Source organism: Oryzobacter terrae (assembly GCF_042756445.1).
Classification (GTDB): Bacteria; Actinomycetota; Actinomycetes; order Actinomycetales; family Dermatophilaceae; genus Oryzobacter; species Oryzobacter terrae.
Genome location: NZ_CP170578.1, coordinates 3,641,341 through 3,663,797 on the forward strand (window position 1 = coordinate 3,641,341; position 22,457 = coordinate 3,663,797).

Genomic DNA, 22,457 nt, shown 5'->3' on the forward strand with positions numbered 1-22,457 from the left:
TCAGGCCCGTGACTTGACCAGCATCGCGATGCCGAGCACGAGGGCTCCCAGCACGAAGACGATGAGGGACCAGGGAGCGGCGAAGGGCGTGGCGAGCTGGTAGAGCGGGCCGAGGAGCAGCAGGCCGAGGAGGGCGGCGAGGGGCTTCCCGACCAGTCCGGCGCGGCGACCGGTCGTGACGAGCATGACGTACCAGCCGAAGGAGCCGATCGTGAACACGACGAGACCCGCGGTGACCGACAGGTAGGACGCCTGCAGTGAGGCGGCCTGCACCTCGGGGCTCGCGGTGATGTCGGCCAGCCCGGCGCCCACGGAGGTGTACATGCTCAGCGAGTCGCCCGCGCTCCAGACCCAGCCCGAGGCCCCGACCAGACCCATGACCAGACCCACCGTGGAGGCGGTGCCGGGTCGCGGGGTCGACAGGCCGATGACTCGCCAGGTCGCGAGGACGAGGACCATGAGGGAGGCGGCGATGCCGGTGAAGAGCACCGCCTCGACGGAGCCGGTGAACCGCATCGACTCCAGCGTCTCGATGGTGGGGGCGTCGGTGTCGTTCGAGGACAGGACGGCGACGAGCAGGGGCTGGCACAGCCAGAGGACGAACGCCCCGATGCCGGCCAGGCCCGCCGTGCGCAGGAGCCGGCGGCGCTCCTCGTGAGTGGGGTCCAGTGGCTCGGTCGCGGTGCCGAGAAGGTCTGCGGTACTCATGGGTGCCTCCGTGGGTGGGGTCGTGGGTGGGTCGTGGTGACGGGCCCACGCTCGCGCTCCCCGTTCCCGGGAGGGAAGGGAACCGTTGTCCCGGGTCCCGGGTCCCGGGTCCCGGTCCCGGGCCGGGCGGTGGGATTGACCTGTCACTGCTCTGGCGAGCGCCCCCGCGAGGGTGCACGCTGAGGACCTGAGGTCGCGAGCACCCCGCGGCCGCGACGAGGAGGTCCGTATGGCCGCGCTCGACACCACCCAGCTGCTGTCCGCGCTCGAACCGGTCGTCGAGGAGAACCTCAACCGGCACATCGGCGTCGCCCAGGAGTGGATGCCGCACGAGTACGTGCCGTGGTCGCTCGGGCGGGACTTCAAGGAGCTCGGTGGCGAGCCGTGGTCGGTCGACCAGAGCCAGCTGTCACCGATCGCGCGCACGGCCCTCGAGGTCAACCTCCTCACCGAGGACAACCTCCCGAGCTACCACCGCGAGATCGACCGCGCCTTCGGCCGCGAGAGCGCCTGGGGGGAGTGGGTCAACCGCTGGACGGCCGAGGAGGGCCGGCACGCCTTCTGCATCCGCGACTACCTCCTCGTGACCCGAGGCGTCGACCCCGACGAGCTCGAGCGCGCCCGGATGGACACGATGACGACCGGCTACGACTCGGGTGACAAGTCGCTGCTCAGCGTCTGCGCGTACGTGACGTTCCAGGAGCTCGCGACGCGGGTGTCGCACCGCAACACCGGCCGCTTCGCCGACGAGCCCATCGCCGAGAAGCTGCTGACGCGGGTGGCCAAGGACGAGAACCTCCACATGATCTTCTACCGCAACCTCATCCAGGCGGCGCTCGAGCTCTCGCCGAACCAGACGATGCGGGCCATCACCGACGAGGTCAAGGACTTCCAGATGCCCGGGTCGATCATCCCCGGCTTCGGTCGCAAGGCCGTCCAGATGGCGATGGCGGGGATCTACGACCTGCGGATCCACCACGACGACATCGTCGCGCCCATCCTGCGGCAGTGGGGGATCTGGGACCTCGAAGGGCTCGACGACGAGGGCGAGAAGGCCCGCACCGAGCTTGCCGAGGCCGTCGCCGCGCTCGATGCCGAGGCCAGCCGCTTCGTCGAGAAGCGGGAGGAGCGGGCGGCCAAGAAGGCCGCGCGCCAGGGGGCGTGAGGACGGCGCCGCGGTCGGAGGCGTCGGCGAGCGTCTGGGCAGGCGTCGGCATCGGCATGGGTGTCGGCGTCCGCGCCGGGGTTCCCGTCGGCGTCCGCGCGGGGGTCCTCGCCCGATGCCGCGCGCCCACTAGCCTGCTCGGGTGAGCACCGCCCTCGTCACCGACTCGACGGCCTACCTTCCGCCCGACCTCCTCGACGGTCTGGACGTCGGCGTCGTCCCGCTGCACGTCGTCATCGGCGGCACCGAGCACGCGGAGGGGGTCGACATCGACGCCGCGGCCGTCGCCGACGCGCTGCGCCGGTTCGTCCCCGTCTCGACCTCACGCCCGGCGCCCGCCGCCTTCCTCCAGGTGTACGAGGCCGCGGCGGCGGCCGGGGCGACCGCCATCGTGTCGGTCCACATCTCCGGCGACATGTCGAGCACGATCGGCGGGGCCGAGCTCGCGGCGGCGTCCTCGCCGGTGCCCGTCACCGTCATCGACTCGCGGGCGCTCGGGATGGCGATGGGGCACGCGGTGCTCGCCGGGGCGCGGCTCGCGGCCGGCGGGGCGTCGGCGGAGGACGTGGCGTCGGTCGTGCGTCGGACCTGCACGGCCTCGACCGTCGTGTTCTACGTCGACACGCTGGAGTACCTGCGGCGCGGCGGGCGCATCGGCAAGGCCGGGGCGCTGCTCGGCTCGGCGCTGGCGATCAAGCCGATCCTCGGCCTGCGCGACGGGCACATCGTGCCGCTCGAGCGGGTCCGCACGTCGAGCCGGGCCATCGCCCGGCTGGAGGAGATGGCGGTCGAGGCCGCGTCGTCGCCGCCCGCAGGTTCGTCCGGCGTCGACGTGGCCGTGCACCACCTCGACTCCCGCGAGCGGGCCGACCGGCTGGCGGAGCGGCTCGGCGCCCGGCTCGGCGGCGACGTCGACGTGCGGGTCGTCGAGCTCGGCGCGGTCGTCGGGGCACACGTGGGCCCGGGCACCCTGGCCGTCGCCGTCGTGCCGCGGTTCGTGCCGTCGCCGGGTCAGGGCGGGGCCGAGGGTGTCGCTGCGGAGGGTGAGGGCGAGGGTGGTGCGCGCGCGTCCGGCACCGACGAGTCCGGCGCGGGCGAGTCGGGCGCGGGCGAGACCGGCACGGGCGACGCCGGTGGCGGTGCCGGTGACGTCGAGGCGGCGCACTGACCGATGCTCGGGCTTGCCGTCCAGGTCGCGGTCGTCGCGGTCGTCTGCTTCCTCATCGGGTCGGTCAACCCGGCCACCCTGCTGGCGCGCGCCCTCGGCCACGACCTGCGCGGGTCCGGGTCGGGCAACCCCGGGGCGACGAACGCCGGGCGGGTCCTCGGGAGGAAGTGGGGCGTCCTCGTCCTCGTCCTGGACGTGGTGAAGGCGTGGCTGCCGACGTTCGTCGTGCTGCGGGCGCTCGGGACGGTGCCAGCCCTCGTGGCCGGTTTCGCCGTCGTCCTCGGGCACGTCTACAGCCCGTTCCTGCGGGGCAAGGGGGGCAAGGGCGTCGCGTGCGCGCTGGGGACGGTGCTGGCCGTCGAGCCCTTCGTGGGGCTGGCCGCGGTCGTCGTGTTCGGCGTGACGAAGGCGCTCGTGCCGTTCGTGGGGGAGGCATCGGTCGTGGCGGTGCTCTCGATCGGGGTGCTCGGGGTGCTCGGCGCGGTGGGGATCGTGCCCGGGATCTCGGTGACCGTCGGGGTGTGGCTCGTCCTCATCGCGGCGCTCGTGCTCTCGCGGCACCGTCGCAACATCGTCGCCTGGGTCGGTCGCCTCCGCTGAGGTCGGCGCCACCCCGCCGCGACGGTGTCGGGGTGGCTCGGTGTCCGGGGCGTCGCGGTGTCCGGGTGTCGCGGGCCCCAATGTCACCGAACCTCCCACGTGCCGCCCGATATCGGGTGACATCCGCGAGGTTCGGTGACATTCGGCCACAGTGCGGCTGGCCGTCCACAGGAGCGAGCGGGCGGCCGCGGTGTCCACAGGTCCGCGGTCGGTCATCGGGCGGGGGGCGGACCTGCCTAGCGTCGATCCATGCCCCGTCGACGTCGCTCCGAGCCGCTCTCCCCGCGCGCGATGGCCCGGCTGCGGGCGCCGCGGACGGGCTACGTCCCGACGGCCCGGGAGCTGCGGCCGAGCGGGTCGCAGTCCGCGCTCGACGATGGCCGCCCACCTCGCGCCTTGGGCTACCGCCTGCCCGCCGTCGAGGACGACCGCGCACCGCGCGTCATCGACGACCGCCCGACCGACATCGATGACGACCGCTCACCCCGCGCCCTGGGCCACCGCCCAGCCCGTGTCGAGGACGACGCCTCGTCCCGTGTCGAGGACGACGCCTCGCCTCACGTCGAGGAGCTCTGGCGAGGCGAGGGCGGAGGGCTGGAGCGACGGGAGGGCGGGGGCATCCCTAACCTCGACTGGGTGCCGGCCGTCCCCGAGGACGACCTCGACGTCGATGACGACGGGCTGAGGTCGCGGGTCCGGCGCTGGTTCCGCCTGCCCGAGGCGTTCGTCGGTGCGCGGTGGGAGCCCGGCCGGCTGGCCGTCATCGGCCTCGCGGTCGTCGTCGCGGTGGCGGTGGCGCTCTTCGGGCTGCGCGTCGCCTGGGCCGGAGGTGACGGCACCGTCCTGGCCCCGGGCGGGGGCTCACGGGCAGGTCCGACGGGTCTGTCCGTGGGGGCCGCACCCGTCGGGGCCGGGTCGGGGAGCGGGTTCCCGTCAGCGACCTCGGCGACTCCGGCGACCCCTGATGCCTCGGCGCCCGGGGCGGCGGGCGCGGTGGGCGCCTCGGGCGTGGTCGTCCACGTCGTCGGCAAGGTCCGGCGGCCGGGGCTGCAACGGTTGCCGCCCGGGTCGCGGGTCGCTGACGCCCTCGAGGCGGCCGGCGGTGCGACGAAGGGGGCCGACCTCGCGAGGGTGAACCTGGCGCGCGTCCTCGTCGACGGTGAACAGGTCGTCGTGCCCGCGCCCGGCGACCCCGACCCGCCCGGCGCCCCCGCCAGTGGAAGCGGTGGCGGGAGCGGTGGAACGGGCTCGACCGGGGGAGGGCTGGTCCCGATCAACACCGCCGACCTCGCGGGTCTCGACACCCTGCCCGGAGTGGGGCCGGTGCTCGCCCAGCGCATCCTCGACTGGCGGGCCGAGCACGGACGCTTCACGACCGTCGACGAGCTCGGCGAGGTCAGCGGCATCGGCGAGAAGCTCATGGAACGGCTCCGGCCCCTGGTGACCCTGTGACCCGGCGCACGCTCGGGTCCACCGCACGTGCGCACGCCGCCGCCGCCTCCGCCTCCGACGACAACGACGCCGACGACGGCCGCTCGTCCCTGATGTCCGCGCCCTCGCGGCGACGAACCAAGGGGTCGTCAGGCTCGGAAGGCGCGCCGGACGACACCACGCCACGGGTGGCCACCGACCTGCGGCTGCTCGGTCCGGCCGTCCTCGCCTGGGCCGTGGCTGCAGCGGCGCTCGCGCTGTCGCCGGCAGGGCACCTCGTCGTCGGGGCCGGCGCCCTGGTGGCTGCCGGCGCCCTCCTGGCGGTGCGGCGACGCGCCACCAGGACGTGGCGCCGAACCGCGCTCCTGCTCTGCCTCCTCGTCGTCCTCCTGCAGGTCGCCGCCGCCGGGCACGCCGTCCTGCGGGCACGCGGCGGCGTCGTCGAGCTGGCGCTCGAGCGTGCCGTGGTGACCGCAGAGGTCGTCGTCACCGGGGACCCCGTCGTGCTCGCGGGGACCGGCGACCGCGCTCGGGTGCTGCGCGAGGCGACGATGCAGGTCGTTGACGCCCGCGGAACCCGACGTCGGACCGCCGCACCCGTCCTCCTCACCGGCGACACCCGGCTCGTCGCGCTCCCGTGGCGCGCGACGGCGAGGGTCACCGGCCGCCTCGGTCCCACGGACGCCGCCGACGACCGGGTGGCCACCCTCGCGGTCACCGCTGCTCCGCGGGTCCTGTCACCGCCGGGGACCGTGGCGACCGCCGCGGAACGACTCCGGTCCGGGCTGCGCGCATCGGTCGACGACGCCCCCGAGGATGCCCGCGGACTCCTGCCCGGCCTCGTCATCGGGGACACGAGCCGCACCCCGCCCGACCTCACCGAGGCGATGCGCGCCACCGGCATGACGCACCTCACCGCGGTCTCGGGCAGCAACGTCGCGGTCGTCGTGGGTCTCGTCATCGGGCTCTGCGCGGTGCTCGGGATCCCGAGGGCGCTGCGGCCGTGGCTCGCCATGCTCGCCCTCGCCGGCTTCGTCGTCCTCGCGAGACCCGAGCCGAGCGTGGTCCGCGCCGCCGTCATGGGCGCCATCGGCCTCATCGGGCTCAGCCGGTCGCGCCGTTCGGCCGGGCCGCCCGTGCTCGGGGCGGCGATCGTCGTCGTGCTGCTCCTCGATCCTTGGCTCGCCCGGTCCTACGGCTTCGCCCTGTCGTCGCTGGCGACCCTGGGGTTGCTGCTCTTCACCCGCCCGTGGGGCGACGCCATCGGCCGACGGCTCCCGACCCGCGTCGCCCCTCTCGGTCCGGCGCTGGCCGTCCCCGTGGCGGCCCAGGCGATGACCGCGCCCGTCGTCGTCCTCCTCCAAGGATCGGTGAGCGTCGTCGGGGTGCTGGCCAACCTGCTCGCCGCACCCCTCGTACCCGTGGCGACCGTCGCCGGGGTGACGGCGGCCCTCGTCTCCGTCGGGTGGCCCCGCGGCGCCGAGCTCGTGGCATGGGTGGGCGTCGTCCCGACGACCGGCATCGCGCAGGTCGCCCGACGCTTCGCCGAGGTGCCCGGCGGCACGATGCCCTGGCCCGACGGGTGGCCCGGTGCCCTGCTCCTCGCCGGGCTCACCCTCCTCGTCCTGCTGGCCGGCCGGGCTCTCGTCAGCGGCGTGGCGGCCCACCCGGCACTCACGGTCGGGGCGGCCGTCCTCGTCGCGGCTGCCCTGCTCCCGACTCGCCTCGTCACCTGGCCCCGGGACGGATGGCGCGTCGTCGTGTGCGACGTCGGCCAGGGGGATGCCGTCGTCGTGCGCAGCGGACCGGCGCGCGCCGTCCTCGTCGACGCCGGGCCCGACCCGCCCCTCGTCGACCACTGCCTCGACCGCCTCGGCGTCACGATGCTCGATGCCGTCGTCCTCACCCACCTGCACGCCGACCACGTCGACGGGCTGCCGGGCGCGCTGTCGGGACGGACCGTCGCGCAGTTCCTCGTCGGTCCCGTCGCCGAGCCGGAGGCCGCCGACCGTGAGGTGCGCCGCCTCGCCGCCTCGCACGGCATCCCGGTCGTCGTCGTGCAGGCGGGGGACCGGTTGCGGGTCGGCGACGTCGACGCCGTCGTCTGGAGCCCGGTCCGTCGCATCGCCGCGGGGTCGGTGCCCAACAACGCGAGCCTCGTCCTCGCCGTGCGAACCGGCAGCGTCGACGCCCTGCTCCTCGGCGACGTCGAGCGGGAAGCGGCCCACGACCTCCTCCTGCGGCTGCGGCGGGAGCCCTCGATGGCCGTGGCCGCCGGTGGGTTCGAGGTCGTCAAGACACCGCACCACGGCAGCGCCAACCTCGACGACGACCTCATGGCCGCGGTCAGGTCACCGCTAGGCGTCGTCAGCGTCGGGGCCGACAACGACTACGGCCACCCCGCACCACGACACCTGGAGGTGCTGCGCCGCAACGGCTACACCGTCCTGCGCACCGACCGGGACGGCGACGTCGCGGTCGTCGAGGACGGCGGCGTCATCGAGGCGGTGACGTCGCGATGACCCGGTGGGTCAGATCGACCAGGCCGGCTCGGGCGCGCGCACCGTCGGGGCCTGCGACTGCGACCTCGCCGACTCCGCGAGGGCGTCCAGGGTGGCCTGCACCGCCGGGACGCGCTGGAGGTCGGGGGTCGTCACGGCCATGATCGAGCGGCGCGAGGCGGGCGTCATCGGCAGGGCCACGACGTCGCCGTGGTGCACCGTGCGCAGGATGAGGTCGGGGATGAGCGCGACGCCGAGGCCCTCGGCGACCAGGCCCATGACGGCGACGTAGTCCTCGGTCTCGTAGGCCACGTCGGGGCGGAAGCCCGCGTCGTGGGTCAGCTGGAGGAGGTGGCCACGGCAGCGGGGACAGCCGGCGATCCACGGCTCACCCGAGAGGTCGGCGAGGTCGACGGTCTCCTGCCCGGCGACCGGGTGGCCCTGCGGCACGGCGAGCCGGACCTCGTCGTCGAGGAGCGGGGTGATGACGAACTGGTCGAGGTCCTCCTCGCCGCGGCCGAGGTCGGTGCCCTCGTAGGCGAACGCGACGGCGAGGTCGCACTCGCCGGCCTTGAGGGCGGCCAGGCTCTCGGGCGGCTCGGCCTCGGTGAAGGTGATCTGGACGTCGGGGAAGCGCTGCTTGACCAGCGCCAGCGCCCGCGGGACCAGGGTCGCCGACGCCGACGGGAAGGCCATGAGGCGGACCCGTCCGCTGCGCAGGCCGGCGATCGCGGCGACCTCCTCCTCGGCGGCGTCGAGCGCAGCGAGCACCGGCGTCGCGTGGCGGGCGAGGACCTGCCCCGCCTCGGTGAGCCGGACGTTGCGCCCGACCCGCTCCACGAGGACGGTGCCGGTGCGCTGTTCGAGGCGCCGGACCATCTGCGAGATCGCCGGCTGGGTGTAGCCCAGCGAGGCGGCGGCGGCGGTGAAGCTGCCCTCGTCGGAGATGGCCTTCATGACCCGGAGTCCAGCGGCGTCGATCATGCCCTCCATCATAACGTGACGTTATCGACACGCGCCACCACGAAACGCACGGTGATGCGGCGTCGCCGCCCGTCTCCGCAGCCTCCTCGAGCGCCGTGGCGCCGGCCGTCGGTCGAACCCCGTGTCCTTCGCGACCCTCGGTCGGCCACCGCCGACACCCGGTGCGAGAATCGGGGGCATGTCGGACGTCGCCGCCCTCGCCGCCCTCCTCGCGGCGCACCCGGGCACCCTCGTCCTCACCGGCGCGGGCATGAGCACCGACAGCGGCATCCCCGACTACCGATGCCCCGACGGCACCCGCCGGGTCACCCCGATGCAGCACGGCGAGTTCGTCGGGAGCAGCGAGGCCCGGCAGCGGTACTGGGCGCGCTCCTTCATCGGGTGGCAGCGCTTCTGGCACGCCGAGCCGAACGCCGCCCACCACGCCGTCGCCGACCTCCAGCGCCACGGCGTCCTCGGGGCTGTCATCACCCAGAACGTCGACGGCCTCCACCAGGCCGCCGGCAGCCCCGACGTCACCGAGCTCCACGGCAGCCTCGCCGAGGTCGTCTGCCTCACCTGCGGCGACCGCTCCGACCGCGACCTGCTCCAGGCTCGGATGGCCGAGGCGAACCACGGCTTCGAGCTCCTCGCCGAGGGGGAGGCCGACGACGGGTCGCGGGTCAGCAGCCAGATCCGCCCCGACGGCGACATCGTCCTCGCCGACTCCCTCGTCACCGGCTTCCACACCCCGCGCTGCACGGTCTGCGGCGCCGACACCCTCAAGCCCGACGTCGTGTTCTTCGGGGGCTCGGTCCCGCGCGACCGGGTCGCCGCCTGCTATGCCCTCACCGACGCCGCCCCGGCCCTGCTCGTCCTCGGCTCCTCGCTGGCGGTGATGTCGGGCCTGCGCTTCGTGCGCCACGCGGCCGGTCGCGGCATCCCGGTCATGGCGGTCACCCGCGGACCCACGCGCGGCGACCCCGTCATGACGCTGCGCCTCGACGCCGCGCTCGCCCCGACCCTGCGCGCCGTCGTCCGCGACGCCGTGGCCGCCCGAGGCAGCGGCCGGCTCCGATGACGACGATCCGCACGGCCACCGCGGCCGACCTGCCCGCCATCGCCGCGATCTACAACGACGCGGTGCACACGAGTGTGTCGACCTTCGACACCGAGCCCCGGCCGCCCGAGCACTTCGCCGAGCGGGTGGCCTCGACCCGCCCCGGCGACCACGTGCTCGTGGCGGAGGACGACGACGGAGACGTCCTCGGGTTCGCGTACGCCTCGACCTACCGGCCGCGACCCGCGTACGACGGCACCCGCGAGACCTCGATCTACCTGCGCGACGAGGCCCGCGGCCGCGGCCTGGGCCGGGCGATGTACGCCGAGCTCCTCGACCGGGTCGACGCCGACGGCATCCACGTCGTCATCGCGGTCATCGCCCAGCCGAACCCGGCCAGCGAGGCGCTGCACCTGGCGTTCGGGTTCGAGCGGGTCGGGGTGCTGCGCGAGGTCGGTCGCAAGTTCGACGACTGGGTCGACACCGCCTTCTGGCAGCGCTTCGGCCCCGCCGGTCGGTAGACGCAGCGGGGCCGAGGGGGTGGCGCGACGGAGGGTGGCGCGTGAGGAGTGGGGTGCGTCAGACGTGGGGCGCGTCAGATGCGCCGCAGGACCGCGGTCACCTTGCCGAGGATCGTCGCGTGGTCGCCGTCGATGGGCGAGAACGCCTCGTTGTGCGGGAGCAGCCAGACCTTGCCGTCCTTGCGCTTGAACGTCTTGACGGTGGCCTCGTTGTCGAGCATCGCCGCGACGATGTCGCCGTTGTCGGCGCTCGGCTGCTGGCGCACGACGACCCAGTCGCCGTCGCAGATGGCGGCGTCGATCATCGAGTCGCCGACGACCTTGAGGAGGAACAGCGAGCCCTCGCCGACGATCTGGCGGGGGAGCGGGAAGACGTCCTCGACGACCTCCTCGGCGGTGATCGGCACGCCTGCGGCGATCCGGCCCAGGACCGGGACGTAGGACGCCTCGGGCCGCTGGTCGTTGATCCCCGTGACGTCGACGTCGTCGTGCTCGGCGGCCCCGCGGTAGCCGGGCTCGTCGGTGGCGGTGTCGGGGGAGATGACCTCGATGGCGCGCGGCCGGTTGGGGTCGCGGCGCAGGAAGCCCTTGCGCTCGAGCGCGGAGAGCTGGTGGGCGACCGAGCTGGGGGAGGTCAGGCCCACGGCCTCGCCGATCTCGCGCATGCTCGGCGGGTAGCCGCGGCGGTCGATGGAGTTGCGGATGACCTCGAGGACCTTGCGCTGACGGTGGGTCAGCGCCCCGCCGTCACCGCGGTCGGGCATCTCGTGGATGTCGGCGTTCCTCGGACGTGCCATGTCGACCCCTTCGGTCTCGTCCAGCGCGGGCCGGGTCGGCTCGAACCGGCGTTCCTGCAGGTCAGAAGGTCTGTCAGTGCCGTGCGACAGGCTTCCTTCCATGACAGGAGCGTACGCGGATCGTACACACGTTTCAAACATTTCTTCGAGGCGTGTCTTGTCCGAGTCGAACATTCGTGCTAGAACTCGTACAGACGTTCTATCGAACACCGGTTCGATGGTGGCTCTCGCCGCCGGGATGGAGGACAACATGAGTGCAGTCGCGTGGGACCCCGCAGACCTCGGGTCCGTCGGTGCCCGGGCGCCGCGACGCCCGCAGCTCGTCGTGCTCCCAGGAGGCCGCGAGGGCGGCGCGGCGGCGCCCGCCGCCGCAGTGCGCATCACCCGCCGCGGCCGGCTCGCCCTGCTCGCCCTGGCGCTCGCCACGGCGGGCGTCCTCGGCCTGACCGGGCTCAGCGGTGCCGGCGCGGCCGAGCCGCTCACCGTCGTCACCGTGGCGCCCGGCCAGACGCTGTCCGAGATCGCCGCCACCCAGCTCCCCGACCTCTCGGTCTCCACCGGGATCGTCGCGATCCAGGTCGCGAACGAGCTCAACTCCGCGCAGGTCAGCGCCGGACAGCAGCTCGTCATCCCCGCCGGCTGAGGCCGGTGACGTCGTCCTGCGCTCCGGCGTCGAGGGCGACCCCAGAACTCTGAGTCCCTCGACCCGACTCAGAACGCCGGAGGGCGTCGTGTCCCGTGCAGGGGGCGCGACGCCCTTCGTGCGTTCGGGCGCGTCACGGTCAGGAGGCCGGGTGCACCCGCAGGTCGAGGGGCCGATCGACGAAGTCGGCGAGGGCCCGTGCGGCCGAGGCCACCTGCTCGAGGTCGTCGGCCGGCAGCGGGAGGTCCGGGTGGAGGTCGACCCCGACGCCGTCCTTGGCGACGGTGCGCTTCCACACGCCAACGTCCTGCCCGTCGAGGACGACGATGCCGCCACCGGCCTCGGAGAGCAGCCGTCCCCGCGTCGCCTCGGGGGAGCGGCGGGGGAACCCGGTCGTCGGGTAGGTCAGGGCGGCCTCGTCGAAGGTCTGGAAGAGGAAGGCGCGTCGCGGCCTCGTCGTGCGGGGCGTCGACGACGGGTCGACCCACAGCGTCTCGCCACCGAGCTCCATCGACGCGAGCTCGCCGGAGAGGTCGGCCAGGGCGCTGCGGACCTGGGTGAGGGTGAGGGAGGACCAGCGGGCGAGGTCGCGGTCGGAGGCCGGCCCGTGCCCGATGACGAACCGGCGGGTCAGCTCACGACGGGCGTCGTCGACGTCGAGGGCGTCGAGGGGCGCGGGCGGCACGGTCTCGTCGGCGAGGACGTAGGTGTGCGTCGTCCCGCGCGGAGGCCCCGAGCAGATGACGGCGCGCAGCTCGGCGACGATGAGCTGGTGCGCCATCTGCTCGCCCGAGTGGGCCAGGCCGCGCTCGGCGAAGGCGCGGGTCAGCTCGGGGCGGGTCAGCGGGGTCGGGCCGGCGAGGAGGTCGTGGAGCGCGTCGAGCATCCTCCCGGTCGTCGTCTCGTCGAGACCCAGCCCCCGGTAGCGCCCGGCGGAGGCCTGCTCGACCCGGGACCCCGTGGCTCGTTGCACCCACCTCAGGTCCTCGCTCGCGACGAGGTGCCACGTCGGCCGCAGGATGTGGGTGCGGACCCAGCCGCCCCGCGCCTGCTCGGCGAGGACGTCGGCATAGGTCGTGCCCTCGCGCATCCGCTGCCCCAGCGACCACGCCGCGAGGGGCGCGTCCTGCGACTGGACGCACGTCAGCAGCCGCACGACCTCGGCGCCGGTGCGCAGCCCGGCGGAGGTGAGCCGCTGGGTGGCCAGGCGCCGGCGGTGCACGTCGGAGAGGGAAGGGATGCCCACGGGGCCATCCTCGCAGCGCCCTCGGACACGGCGCCGTGGCGACGGCGGACCTCCTGACGGCGTCGGACCGTGGATGCGGGTCGGGCGCGACCCGTCGGGGGAGGGCCTCGAGTGCACCCCCGTGAGAGCCCTCCGCTCGACCGAACGGACGACCCCCCATCGACCGACCCGGTACTCCTGCGTCGACGCTCGGCCGGTCGGGCGCGAAGTCCCGGACAGCGTCAGGGGTCGGGAGCAGACTCCATGGGTATGAGGACCCGACGCCGCCGCTCAGCTCGCCTGAGCCACCACCCGGTCGTCCACTGCGACACCGGCAAGTGGCTGTGGAGCTGCGGCTGCGGCGCCCGCGGCTCGTCCGCACCGGGCGGCTGGCACGGGGCCCTCACCGCTGCGCTCGTGCACCAGAACCAGGTGCCGGGCGAGTAGGGACGCGACCCGGGGATACACAGAGGGTTCCCGGGCCGCCGTCGTCGGGGGAGCGCTGTCGGCTCTCGTCGGACGGGGCCTCCCCGACGACATCGTGCACGGGGCCGTGACCGGCTGAGCGGTCGCGGCCCCGTGTCACGTCCCCACCCGCCGCCACCGGTGGGCCCTCCCGCCTGCCGCCACCCGGTGGGCCCTCCCGCCTGCCGCCGGCGGTGGGCCCTCCCGCGTGCACTCGCCGGTCGAGGTGACCGGCCAGCTCCTCCCGCCGGCGCGACACCTCCGTCGAGGAGCGCGGAGCCATGGCATCTGCCGGTTGAGGTGTTCGGCCGGTGCGGGGCGCGGGCGCAGGACCTCTACACGGGCCTGTGGGAATCAGGGCTGGACGACGCGCGTTCTGCAGTGATGTAATGAAGTAATCACTGCAAGGAGCACCATCATGCGACACCCCCACACCACCCCTGAGTCCGACCCCACCACCGGCGAGCGTGGCCCTCGCAGCGGACGCGGCCACGGCCCCCACGGCTTCGGTCGCGGGCCCCGCGGAGGCCGTCCCGGTCCCGGCGGCGGCCCCGAGGGCATGCGCCGCGGCCGCGGCTTCGGCCGGCCCGGCGGCTGGCAGCAGGGCGACCTGCCCAGCGCCGACGACGCCGAGAAGTGGTTCACCGGACGCCTGCCCGACGGCTGGTTCGACGCCCTCGAGGTGACCGTCGACCGTGAGGAGATCACCGTCATCGGCACCCTCGCCGGCATCGAGGCCGGCACCGACGGCGCCGAGGCCGAGGGCCGGGTCAGCCGGTTCCGCGCCGAGACCCGCGAGCAGCGGATGGCCATCGCCGAGGAGGCCCAGGGCCGCTACCAGCGCACCGTCTCCTGGGGCGCCCGGGTCGGCGACACCACCGCCCTGTTCACCCACCTCGCCGTCCCGGTGATGACGCGCCTGCGCCAGCCCGAGCGCGCCGTTCTCGACACGCTCGTCGACGCCGGCGTCGCCCGGTCGCGCAGCGACGCCCTCGCCTGGTCGGTCCGCCTCGTCGGCGAGCACGCCGACACGTGGCTGTCCGAGCTGCGCGAGGCGATGTCGGAGGTCGACAAGCTGCGCGCCAAGGGCCCCACGGTCTGACCCGGGAGCCCTCCGGGGCCTGACCCGGGAGCCCGCCGGCACGGTCGTGCACCGTGCCGGCGGGCTCGCTCGGTCCCGGCGTCGTCAGTCGTGCACGTCCGGCGGCTCGAGCGGGACGCCGCCGGTCAGTCCCATCGCCGCGCAGACGGACCTGGCTCCCTCCGCCGTCGCCTCGTTGACGAGGGGGCCGTGGGTCGAGAGGACCTCACCGGTCTCGTGGACGAGGACCGAGTGGCCGGCCTCGTGCAGGACCTTGCCGACGCCGGGCAGCGTCATCGAGCGACCCGTGCCGCTGAGGGTGCGCGTCCCCGCCACGAAGTCCACGACGGTGTTCCCCGTGCCGCGCACCGTGTCGGAGCGCTCGCCGGTCGACTGGTTCTCGAACCACCCGGAGTACCGGAGGATCAGCCGCTCCTGCACGAGCTCGTCGCCCTCGTAGGTCCAGTGGTAGGCGTAGTCGACGTCGAGGGCGAGACCGATGCCGACCCCGCCGTCGCACTCGACGACGGGCGTGTCGGCGGGGAAGGAGAGGCTCCCGCGCAGGACCTCCTGGGCGGAAGCGGCGGTCGCGCCGGCGACCGACGCCGTGGCGAGGGCGGCGACGGCCAGCGTCGTGCCGGCGAGGCGGTGCAGTGGGCTGGGGGTGGTCATGGCGTGCTCCTCGGTGTCGGTCGTGCCTGGGTGGGGCGACGGCCCGCGGTGCGGGCGGTGGCGCTGCCCGTGTGGCGGGGGTCGGACCCCGGTGGTGACGACGGTGCCCGGCCGCGGTCGCGGTGCGGTCGCGACCCGGTCGCGACCCTCGGGTCCCGGTCGCGACCCTCGCGTCCCGGTCGCGACAGGCCCCGTGGCCTCGTGTCACGCGGGCCCCGCCGCACGAAGGCGGCACCCGTCCGGGTCAGTCGAGCCCCGGGCAGGTGGGGCGGACGGGCTGGCCGGGCAGGACGACGGCGGACTCCTCGGCCGAGAGGTTGCGGCCGGCGGCCGCGCACGCTGCCGCCACCCAGTCGGCGGGATCGACCGAGATGTCGACGGCCTCCCTCTCCTCGAACAGGATCCGCAGGCCCCTGCTGTCCGGCGTGAAGGTCAGCCAGCCCCAGAGCCGGTCGTCGGTGACCGGTTGCCCGTAGGGCCTCCACGTCGCGGTGTCCCACAGGATGGTGTCGCCGCCGTCGCTGCCGATGCTCGCGAGCACGCGACCGTCCGGGCTGACCTCGAGGTCGACGACCCAGCCGCCGGTGATGAGCCGTCGTGGTGCGACGGGCTCCAGCGTCGCTGCCGAGACCACGTGCAGCCACCCGGCGTCCGACCCGGCGACGAGGGTGGCGGAGTCGCCGGACCACGCGAGGGCCTGGACGACCTGGTCGTCCTCCTCGGCCACCGGTCCTCGGCGCACGACCCGCCCGGTCGCGACGTCGACGAGGAGGACCTCGTCGTTGCGCGCGAGGGCGGCGAGCCGGCCGTCCGGTGACACCTCGGCGCCGGTGGTCATGTCGAGGCTCTGCATCTCGGGCAGCGCGGTCGGTGAGCCGACGATGCCCGGCGAGACGAGGTCGACGACGGCGTACCCGGTCTCGCCGTTGACGACGGCGCGGCGACCGTCGCGACCGACGGCGATGCCGAAGACGGCCCAGGGAGTGGCGACGACGGCGCGCTGGGTGCGGGTCCGGGCGTCGAGGACGACGACGAACCCGGCCGGCTCCCGGCGCCCGGGCCCCGGGACGAACGCCTCGATGCCGAGCAGGGCCGTCGAGCCGTCCGGGCTGATGGCGACGGTGCTCACCTGGGTCAGGACGTCGCGCCCCAGCGCGTCTCCGGCGGCCCCGAGGTCGTAGGTGAGCTCGCCGAGGTTGCGGCCGGTCCCGAGGTCGGTGACGTGCGCCGTGTTGGGGTCCTCGGGGAGCCGGTCGAGGTAGACCCCCAGCCCGGCGACGGGTGCCGATCGCCCGATGTGCGGCTCGGGGTCGGACGGCCGCGTCGAGATGGGCGTCCGTGCGCCGGACAGGTCGAAGGCCACCGCGGTGCCGTCACGCCCGGCGGTCCAGACGAGGTCGGCCGACGGGCCGGCGAAGCGGGCGTCCATGACGGCACCGCTGTGCCCGGACGCAGCGGCGCCGAGGGCCAGCGTCGCGGTGTCGACCAGCTGGACGCCGTCCTGGGTCGTGACGGCCAGGCGCGAGCCGTCGGGCGACCACGGGGCGCCGCTGACGAACGCGGGCATCCGCACCCATCCCGAGCCCCGCGTCGGATCCGCGAGCCGCGCGATCCTCAGCTCGGAGACCGACGCGACCTCACGGGCGAGCACCATGCGGGTTCCGTCCGGGGAGAACGAGATCGGGACGCCCGCCATCGACGTCGTCCCGCGGTCGGGGTGGTGCGGGTCGAACACCAGGCCCGTCCCCGTGTCACCGGGCTCCTCCCGGCTGACCCGGCCGTCGGGCCAGACCCGGAACAGGGTGGTGAACGGCATCGTCTCGGGCCAGGGGGCCCCGCCGAGGACCGACCCCGTGTCGGCGTCGAGGGTGAGGACGTGGCTGTCGGTGTTGACGAGGTAGGCGCCCGTGGCCGTGAGCCCGCCCATCGTCACCCAGGGCATCACGCCGGGGACCGCGCGCGTCATGGCCTCCTCGCGCACCGCCCAGTCGACCTCGCCCGTCCGGGCGTCGAGCCGGACGACGCCGGGGCGGTCCGCGAGCTCGGTGACGATGAGACCCGCCCCGTCGGGGGTCGGCGTGATGTTGCCGACCTGGCCGCGCTCGGGCATCTCGCGGTCCCAGAGCAGCCGACCGGACTCGGCGTCGACGGCCCGCAGGCGTGGCTCGTTCTCGCCGAGGAAGACGGTGCGCCCGTCGGGGCTGACGTCGATGCGCAGGAACCGGTCGGCGACGCGCATCCGGTGCACGACCCTCGGCTGCCGGGCGAGGAGGGTGAGGAGCGCACCGTAGGTCTCCGGGCTCTGCTCGAGCCGGGTCGCCTCCACGGCCGCGAGGAGCGCGACGTCGGGGTACTCGACGTTGAGGGCGCTCGCGGCGAGACGCTTCGCCTCCGCCGACCGCGAGGCCGACTCGGCCGCCTGCTGCGACCGCCAGGCCAGGACGCCCGCGACGACGGCGGTGACGAGGACGACCCCGATGACGACGACGAGGCGGCGCAGCCTGCGGTTCTGGCGGGCCGTGGCCGCGGCGCGGTCGGCGGTCTCCCGCTGCTGCTGGTCGACGGCGGACCGGCCGGCGTGGAGGAAGTCGTGCTCGACCGGGGTCAGCTCGTCAGGTCGGGCCTGGAGGACCTCGAGCCCCGAGGCCAGCCTCGTCCCGGTCCAGAGCGCGCCCGCCTCCCTGCCGTCGGCGTCCCACTCGGAGGCCGCGACGGCGAGGCGCCGCTGGACGGCTCGGCCTGCCGCGTCCTCGACGAGCCAGGTCCGCAGCCGGGGCCACTCCCGGAAGAGTGCCTCGTGGGCGACCTCGACGTGGCCGTCGGTGATCATGACGAGCCGGGCCGCCGCCAGCTCCTCGAGGACCTCACGAACTCCGTTGTGCGGCAACGACTCGACCTCGTCGAGGGGGACGCGCCGCCGCGTGACGCCGGCGCCGTCGCCCGGGCCGGTCAGACGCAGGAGGAGCAGGCGAGCGGTCTCCCTCCGGCTGGGTGACAGCGCGCCGTAGGTCTCCTCGGCCAGCGAGGCGATGGCGCCGCTGAGCCCGCCGAGTCCGACGTAGGCCCCGTAGGTGAGGGCGGACCCGTCGCGCCGCTCCCAGAGCTGGGCCATGGCGGTCGACAGCAGGGGTAGCAGTCCGGGTTCGTCCCCGGCGTCGGTGACGAGGGTGTCGGCGAGTCCGTCGTCGAGGACGAGCCCGGCGGTGGCTGCCGGCCGTTCGACCGCTCGGCGCACCTCGGCCGGTGTCATCGGTCCGATGAGGACGGTGCCGTCATTGACGAGCTCGCGCAGGGCCTCGTGGTCGGCGAGCGCCCCGGTGAAGTCGGACCGCACGGCGAGGACGACGCTCACCGACGAGCGCGGGTCGGTGGCGAGCTCGGTCAGCGTGTCGAGGAACTGACGCCGCTCGGCGTCGTCGTCGCAGACGGTCCACACCTCCTCGAACTGGTCGACGGCGACGAGGACGCGGCCCTCCTGCTCGCCGGACGCCGTCACGAGGTGGGTGAGGAGGTCGGCGACCTCGTCGCGCCCCGTGGCGCCCAGTGACCGTCGGGCGAGCTCGCGCATCGGGTGCGGCCCGGGCCGCAGCGTGACGACCCGCCATCCGCCGCTACCCGGCAGGACGTCGGCGGCCAGCGCGGCGAGGAGCCCCGCCCGCAGGGCCGAGGACTTGCCCGAGCCCGACGCCCCGACGAGGGCGAGCAGCCGACCCCCTGCCAGCCGGGAGACGAGCTCGGCGACGAGGCGGTCTCGGCCGGCGAACCACCGGGCGTCCTCGACGTCGTAGGCGGCGAGCCCGCGCCACGGGCAGGTGCGGGAGTCCGGTGGCTCGGCATCGCCCGTCGCGTCCCGCAGGACGGCGACGCTGTCGGCGAGCTCGGCACGGGCCGTGGCCAGCTCGGCCCGCGTCGATCCCGTCACGGCGGCCGCGACCTCGACGCGCTGGACCGCCAGCGCACGGGCGGCGTCGGCGGCCTCCTCGTGCACGGCGCCGGGCCAGCCGGGAGTGCGGGCGAGGACCGCCTCGGTGACCCGCCCGACCTGGTCGGCGGGGACGTGCCCGCCGACGACCTCGCGGACGTCGTCCGGCGACAGCGGGGAGAGCTCGATGACCTCCGCGCCGTCGGGCACCGTCGCGAGGGGGCCGATGATCCGCACCGTGAGGGTGGGGGAGCAGGCCGGGACCCGGCCGGTGGTCGCGACGTCCTCGCCGTCGTCCCTGCGATCGGTGGGGGGTCCCGCGTCGTCCGGGTCGACGTGGTCGGCGACGAGGAGGACGGGCGTGGCCGACGCGGTGACGCGGGGTCCGTGGTCCTGGCTCCCGCGTCGCGACCGGGGCGCCGGCGCCCCGTCTCCACGACGGCCAGGCAGGAGGCGGACCACCCCGCCGTCGTGGGCGACCTCCGCGGCGAGGGCCGCGACGAGCGCCGTGGCGCCCGCTCCCTGCGGACCTCGGACGACGACAGTCGCGGGTCCCTCCCGCTGCGCGGCCCGCCACGCCTCCCGCATCCGGTCGAGCTCGGCATCGCGGCCCACGAGGGGCCGAGCCGGGCGAAGGCCCGCCGGCAGGGCGGCGCGCGCGCTCGGTGAGCCGAGGTCGGGGTCGTGCGCGAGGACGCGCGCGTGCACCGACCGCAGTCCCGGCCCCGGGTCCACTCCGAGCTCGTCGTCGAGCACGGCCCGCGCCCGGTCGTAGGCCCCGAGGGCGTCACCCTGGCGGCCCGAACGGTAGAGGGCGGTGACGAGCATCTCCCAGAAGCGCTCGCGCAGCGGGTGCTCCCCGACGAGCCGTTCGAGCTCGGGCACCACCGGGCCGGCGCGCCCCAGCGCGAGCTCGGCCGCGAGCCGGTCCTCGGTGGCGGAGAGGCGCAGCTCGTCGAGCCGGCGTCCCTCCGCGTCGGCGAAGGCGCTGCCGGCGAACCCCGCGTAGGCGGGGCCGCGCCAGAGGCCGAGGGCGTCGGTGAGGGCGTCGACCGCGCTCTGCGGGCGGCCCTCGGCGAGGCTGCGCTGGCCGAGGTGGGCGAGCCGGGCGAAGCGCTCGGCGTCGACCTGCATGGGGTCGATGGCCAGCCGGTAGCCGGGGCCCTCGGTGAGCAGGACGGACGGGGTGCCGTTGCGGTCGGGCTCCAGGGTGTTGCGCAGCCGCAGGACGAAGGTCTGGAGGGACTTGGCGGCGCTGGGGGGCGGATCGTCGCCCCAGAGCGTGTCGACGAGGTCGGTGGTCGGGACGAGCCGCCCGGTCGCCGCCACGAGGCGGGCGAGCAGCAGCCGCTCCTTGGCTCCCCGGATCTCGACGGGGCCGCGGAGGCTCTCCACGCGAAGGGGTCCGAGGACGGAGTAGTCCACGGGCTCACTGTAGGGATGGCGATCCACGACTCACAGGCCTTTCACGTGCGAGGGTGCACCGTCACGGCACCTCGCGGCACCTCGCGGCACCGTCACGACAGCGGTCACGGCACCGTCGCGGCCCCTCCGCTCCGCGACGGTGCCGGAGCGGGTCACGGGGTGAAGAGGGAGCACAGCTGCGCGGCGTCCTCCTCCTGGCCGGTGGGGTCGACGAGGCGGACCTCCACGTCGCCGTCGACGGCCACGAGCGCGTACCCGGCGTGGAGGGTCACCGTCCCCTGCCCGGGGACGCGACGGTTGACGACCCCGTGGATGGCGACCGTCGCGCTGCCGTCGGGGGCGTAGGTCCAGATCTCCGGACCGCGGGAGACGCCCTCGAGGGTCACCCCGTTCGCGGTGAGGGTCCCGCGGAAGCGGTAGTTGCGGATCTCCTTGGTGAGCGTGCCCTCGTCGTCGGTGAACGAGACGACGTTGAACGTCCCTCGCACGTGCAGCGACACCGGGAAGCCGCAGGTGTCGAGGAGGTGCTGCGTCGCGACGAAGTCCCGGGTCTCCACCGTGTGGGTGGGGGTGCCGGCCTGGGCCGGGGCGGCGGTGAGCACGCTGCCGGCGGCGAGCGCAGCGGCGGCGAGACCCGTGGACAGGACGGAGGTGCGGGGGCGGCGTGCGGCCATGACGGACTCCTGGCGGGCGGGGACCCGGAGGTCCCGGTGGTGTCCGGGCCGGTCGGCCCGTCTTGGACCACCGTGGAGCGTGCCGGTCGCGGTCCGGTCGCGGGCGGGTCGCGACCGGTCGGTGTCAGCTCCGCGCGATGGCGAACGGGCCGAGGTAGAGCAGCCCGTCGGCGACGGCGATCGGCATCCCACCCGGGGGATGCCCGTCGGCGACGAACGTGTCGCCGGAGAGCCGATGGTGGGGGATCGGCGCCGGCTCACCGAAGGCCGCGGCGTCGAGGAGCAGGCCGTCGGGTCCGTCCGCGCGCAGGGTGACCGGCCCGTACCCGCCCGCCAGCTCGCTCGCCGGCGTCGGCGGGCCGGCGTCCTCGGCATCGCCGAGCGCGGGGACGCCCAGCTCCGTCAGCAGCCGGGGGAGCAGGTCGTCGAAGAGGGCGCTGCCTCCCGGCGGCCCGAACAGGGGGCCTGCGCTGTTGGCGAGGACGACGACCGCGGCGTCCTGGTCGGGGAAGCACCGCAGGTACGCCCGGTGCCCTCCGGTGTAGCCGGCCCAGCCGAAGGCGGTGTGCTCTCCCCGGTCCCAGAGGGCCCACCCGAGCCCCCACGCGTCGGAGATCGTCGCCCCCGGGACGGCGACGTGAGGGCGTCGGAGCTCGCGCACGTCGTCGCCGTGGAAGACCTCGCCGCCGTCGTCGAGGTGGAGGCGGGCGTAGTCGAGGAGCTGGTCGGCCGTGGTCCACCACCTCGACCCTGCGGCCGAAGCGGCCTCGGCGTACTCCGACGGCACGGGCGTCGGCGTCCCTCCGGGGGCGACGGCGTGACCGCGTGCGCCGCCCTCCGGCATCCCGAACGTCGTGTCGGGTCCGAGGGCCGTGCGGGCGAGGTCCTCGAACGACCGCCCGGTCCGGCGCCGCAGGAGGAGGTCGAGCACCGACCAGTTGGCGTTGCCGTACGAGAACCGCCCGGGCGCGTGGACGAGCGGCATCTCGCCGACCCGCTCGACGAAGGCCTCGAGGTCCTCGTCGATCTCCGGGAGCACGTTCTGCCGACCGGTCGTGTGCGACATCAGCGCCCGAGGCGTGTCGGTCCAGAGCCCGTCGGCCTGGTCCGAGCACGGCACGTCGAGGTCGACCGAGCCCTGACGCGCGGCGTCGACGACGACGAGGGCCGCGAGCGACTTCGCGATCGACCCCGCGTGGAAGGGCGTGCTCGCCTCGACCGGCGCCGACCCGTCCTCGACGCCGACGGAGCCGGACGTCGCCACGACCCGCTCGTCGCCGTGGAGCAGTCCCACCTGGGCCCCGGGGACGCCTAAGCGCGCGCAGGCGTCCGTGAGCAGGGCGGTCGTGCGCTCGAGGTCCATGCGCCGCGAGCCTAGGCCCGCGACGCCGGCTCGTCGATGCCCGGTCGAGTGCCGTCACGGTCCCGATGGCGAC

Annotated in this window: 17 protein-coding genes; 9 read left to right on the plus strand and 8 right to left on the minus strand. The window is 75.0% G+C overall.

The features are described 5' to 3' along the window. Complete coding sequence (locus ACFWN3_RS17410) at positions 1–708, minus strand: hypothetical protein (RefSeq protein ID WP_377641784.1); 708 nt, start codon at positions 706–708, stop codon at positions 1–3. 229 nt (positions 709–937) lie between these two features. Between ACFWN3_RS17410 and ACFWN3_RS17415 the strand changes: the two genes are divergently transcribed. From ACFWN3_RS17415 to ACFWN3_RS17435, 5 genes are all read left to right on the plus strand, one after another. Next, the gene (locus tag ACFWN3_RS17415; protein WP_377641786.1) at positions 938–1,873 is read left to right on the plus strand and encodes an acyl-ACP desaturase; all 936 of its coding nucleotides are present in this window, start codon (positions 938–940) and stop codon (positions 1,871–1,873) included. Between the two features lie 142 nt (positions 1,874–2,015). Next, positions 2,016–3,041, plus strand: coding sequence for a DegV family protein (locus ACFWN3_RS17420; protein ID WP_377641788.1), 1,026 nt, complete (start codon positions 2,016–2,018; stop codon positions 3,039–3,041). A gap of 3 nt (positions 3,042–3,044) precedes the next feature. Continuing rightward, positions 3,045–3,641: a glycerol-3-phosphate acyltransferase gene (locus tag ACFWN3_RS17425; RefSeq protein WP_377641790.1), complete on the plus strand. Its 597-nt coding sequence runs from the start codon at positions 3,045–3,047 to the stop codon at positions 3,639–3,641. 249 nt (positions 3,642–3,890) lie between these two features. After that, positions 3,891–5,093: a helix-hairpin-helix domain-containing protein gene (locus tag ACFWN3_RS17430; RefSeq protein WP_377641792.1), complete on the plus strand. Its 1,203-nt coding sequence runs from the start codon at positions 3,891–3,893 to the stop codon at positions 5,091–5,093. A gap of 167 nt (positions 5,094–5,260) precedes the next feature. Further along, positions 5,261–7,594, plus strand: coding sequence for a ComEC/Rec2 family competence protein (locus ACFWN3_RS17435; protein ID WP_377641793.1), 2,334 nt, complete (start codon positions 5,261–5,263; stop codon positions 7,592–7,594). A 9-nt stretch (positions 7,595–7,603) separates the two neighbouring features. Here the strand turns inward: ACFWN3_RS17435 and ACFWN3_RS17440 are convergent, their stop codons facing one another. Next, positions 7,604–8,557: a LysR family transcriptional regulator gene (locus tag ACFWN3_RS17440; RefSeq protein ID WP_377641795.1), complete on the minus strand. Its 954-nt coding sequence runs from the start codon at positions 8,555–8,557 to the stop codon at positions 7,604–7,606. 178 nt (positions 8,558–8,735) lie between these two features. On the opposite strand from ACFWN3_RS17440, the gene ACFWN3_RS17445 reads away from it, so the two are divergent. Together ACFWN3_RS17445 and ACFWN3_RS17450 are read left to right on the plus strand one after the other, a co-directional pair. Further along, positions 8,736–9,617 (plus strand): NAD-dependent protein deacetylase, encoded by an 882-nt coding sequence (locus ACFWN3_RS17445; RefSeq protein ID WP_377641797.1) that lies wholly within the window; start codon positions 8,736–8,738, stop codon positions 9,615–9,617. Next, on the plus strand, positions 9,614–10,117 hold the full coding sequence (locus tag ACFWN3_RS17450) for a GNAT family N-acetyltransferase (protein WP_377641799.1): 504 nt from the start codon (positions 9,614–9,616) through the stop codon (positions 10,115–10,117). Before ACFWN3_RS17445 ends, ACFWN3_RS17450 begins: the two co-directional genes overlap by 4 nt. A gap of 74 nt (positions 10,118–10,191) precedes the next feature. Here the strand turns inward: ACFWN3_RS17450 and lexA are convergent, their stop codons facing one another. After that, positions 10,192–10,914, minus strand: a complete 723-nt coding sequence (gene lexA / locus ACFWN3_RS17455) for a transcriptional repressor LexA (protein WP_377641801.1) — start codon at positions 10,912–10,914, stop codon at positions 10,192–10,194. A gap of 250 nt (positions 10,915–11,164) precedes the next feature. Here lexA and ACFWN3_RS17460 point away from each other — a divergent pair, with 250 nt between their 5' ends. Continuing rightward, positions 11,165–11,557, plus strand: coding sequence for a LysM peptidoglycan-binding domain-containing protein (locus tag ACFWN3_RS17460; protein WP_377641803.1), 393 nt, complete (start codon positions 11,165–11,167; stop codon positions 11,555–11,557). 139 nt (positions 11,558–11,696) lie between these two features. Here the strand turns inward: ACFWN3_RS17460 and ACFWN3_RS17465 are convergent, their stop codons facing one another. Continuing rightward, complete coding sequence (locus ACFWN3_RS17465) at positions 11,697–12,803, minus strand: winged helix DNA-binding domain-containing protein (protein ID WP_377641805.1); 1,107 nt, start codon at positions 12,801–12,803, stop codon at positions 11,697–11,699. Between the two features lie 862 nt (positions 12,804–13,665). Between ACFWN3_RS17465 and ACFWN3_RS17470 the strand changes: the two genes are divergently transcribed. Beyond that, positions 13,666–14,349, plus strand: a complete 684-nt coding sequence (locus ACFWN3_RS17470) for a hypothetical protein (protein ID WP_377641807.1) — start codon at positions 13,666–13,668, stop codon at positions 14,347–14,349. A gap of 84 nt (positions 14,350–14,433) precedes the next feature. Here ACFWN3_RS17470 and ACFWN3_RS17475 read toward each other — a convergent pair whose 3' ends face one another. The 4 genes from ACFWN3_RS17475 to ACFWN3_RS17490 form a co-directional block, all read right to left on the minus strand. Further along, entirely contained in the window at positions 14,434–15,000 is a 567-nt protein-coding gene (locus ACFWN3_RS17475) for a hypothetical protein (protein WP_377641809.1), read from the minus strand. 244 nt (positions 15,001–15,244) lie between these two features. Further along, on the minus strand, positions 15,245–20,347 hold the full coding sequence (locus ACFWN3_RS17480; RefSeq protein WP_377641811.1) for a BTAD domain-containing putative transcriptional regulator: 5,103 nt from the start codon (positions 20,345–20,347) through the stop codon (positions 15,245–15,247). A gap of 152 nt (positions 20,348–20,499) precedes the next feature. Next, positions 20,500–21,021 carry a hypothetical protein gene (locus tag ACFWN3_RS17485; protein ID WP_377641813.1) on the minus strand — a complete coding sequence of 174 codons (522 nt, stop codon included), beginning with the start codon at positions 21,019–21,021 and terminating at the stop codon, positions 20,500–20,502. Positions 21,022–21,145: 124 nt separating this feature from the next. Continuing rightward, positions 21,146–22,384, minus strand: coding sequence for a serine hydrolase domain-containing protein (locus tag ACFWN3_RS17490; protein ID WP_377641815.1), 1,239 nt, complete (start codon positions 22,382–22,384; stop codon positions 21,146–21,148). Positions 22,385–22,457 lie beyond the last annotated feature (73 nt).

Coding starts and splice junctions, on each gene's coding strand:
- ACFWN3_RS17450 (WP_377641799.1), top strand. CDS start 9,614: ATGACGACGATCCGCACGGCCACCGCGGCCGACCTGCCCGCCATCGCC.
- ACFWN3_RS17470 (WP_377641807.1), top strand. CDS start 13,666: ATGCGACACCCCCACACCACCCCTGAGTCCGACCCCACCACCGGCGAG.
- ACFWN3_RS17410 (WP_377641784.1), bottom strand. CDS start 708: ATGAGTACCGCAGACCTTCTCGGCACCGCGACCGAGCCACTGGACCCC.
- ACFWN3_RS17460 (WP_377641803.1), top strand. CDS start 11,165: ATGAGTGCAGTCGCGTGGGACCCCGCAGACCTCGGGTCCGTCGGTGCC.
- ACFWN3_RS17415 (WP_377641786.1), top strand. CDS start 938: ATGGCCGCGCTCGACACCACCCAGCTGCTGTCCGCGCTCGAACCGGTC.
- ACFWN3_RS17445 (WP_377641797.1), top strand. CDS start 8,736: ATGTCGGACGTCGCCGCCCTCGCCGCCCTCCTCGCGGCGCACCCGGGC.
- ACFWN3_RS17475 (WP_377641809.1), bottom strand. CDS start 15,000: ATGACCACCCCCAGCCCACTGCACCGCCTCGCCGGCACGACGCTGGCC.
- ACFWN3_RS17485 (WP_377641813.1), bottom strand. CDS start 21,021: ATGGCCGCACGCCGCCCCCGCACCTCCGTCCTGTCCACGGGTCTCGCC.
- ACFWN3_RS17490 (WP_377641815.1), bottom strand. CDS start 22,384: ATGGACCTCGAGCGCACGACCGCCCTGCTCACGGACGCCTGCGCGCGC.
- ACFWN3_RS17430 (WP_377641792.1), top strand. CDS start 3,891: ATGCCCCGTCGACGTCGCTCCGAGCCGCTCTCCCCGCGCGCGATGGCC.
- ACFWN3_RS17425 (WP_377641790.1), top strand. CDS start 3,045: ATGCTCGGGCTTGCCGTCCAGGTCGCGGTCGTCGCGGTCGTCTGCTTC.
- ACFWN3_RS17440 (WP_377641795.1), bottom strand. CDS start 8,557: ATGATCGACGCCGCTGGACTCCGGGTCATGAAGGCCATCTCCGACGAG.
- lexA (WP_377641801.1), bottom strand. CDS start 10,914: ATGGCACGTCCGAGGAACGCCGACATCCACGAGATGCCCGACCGCGGT.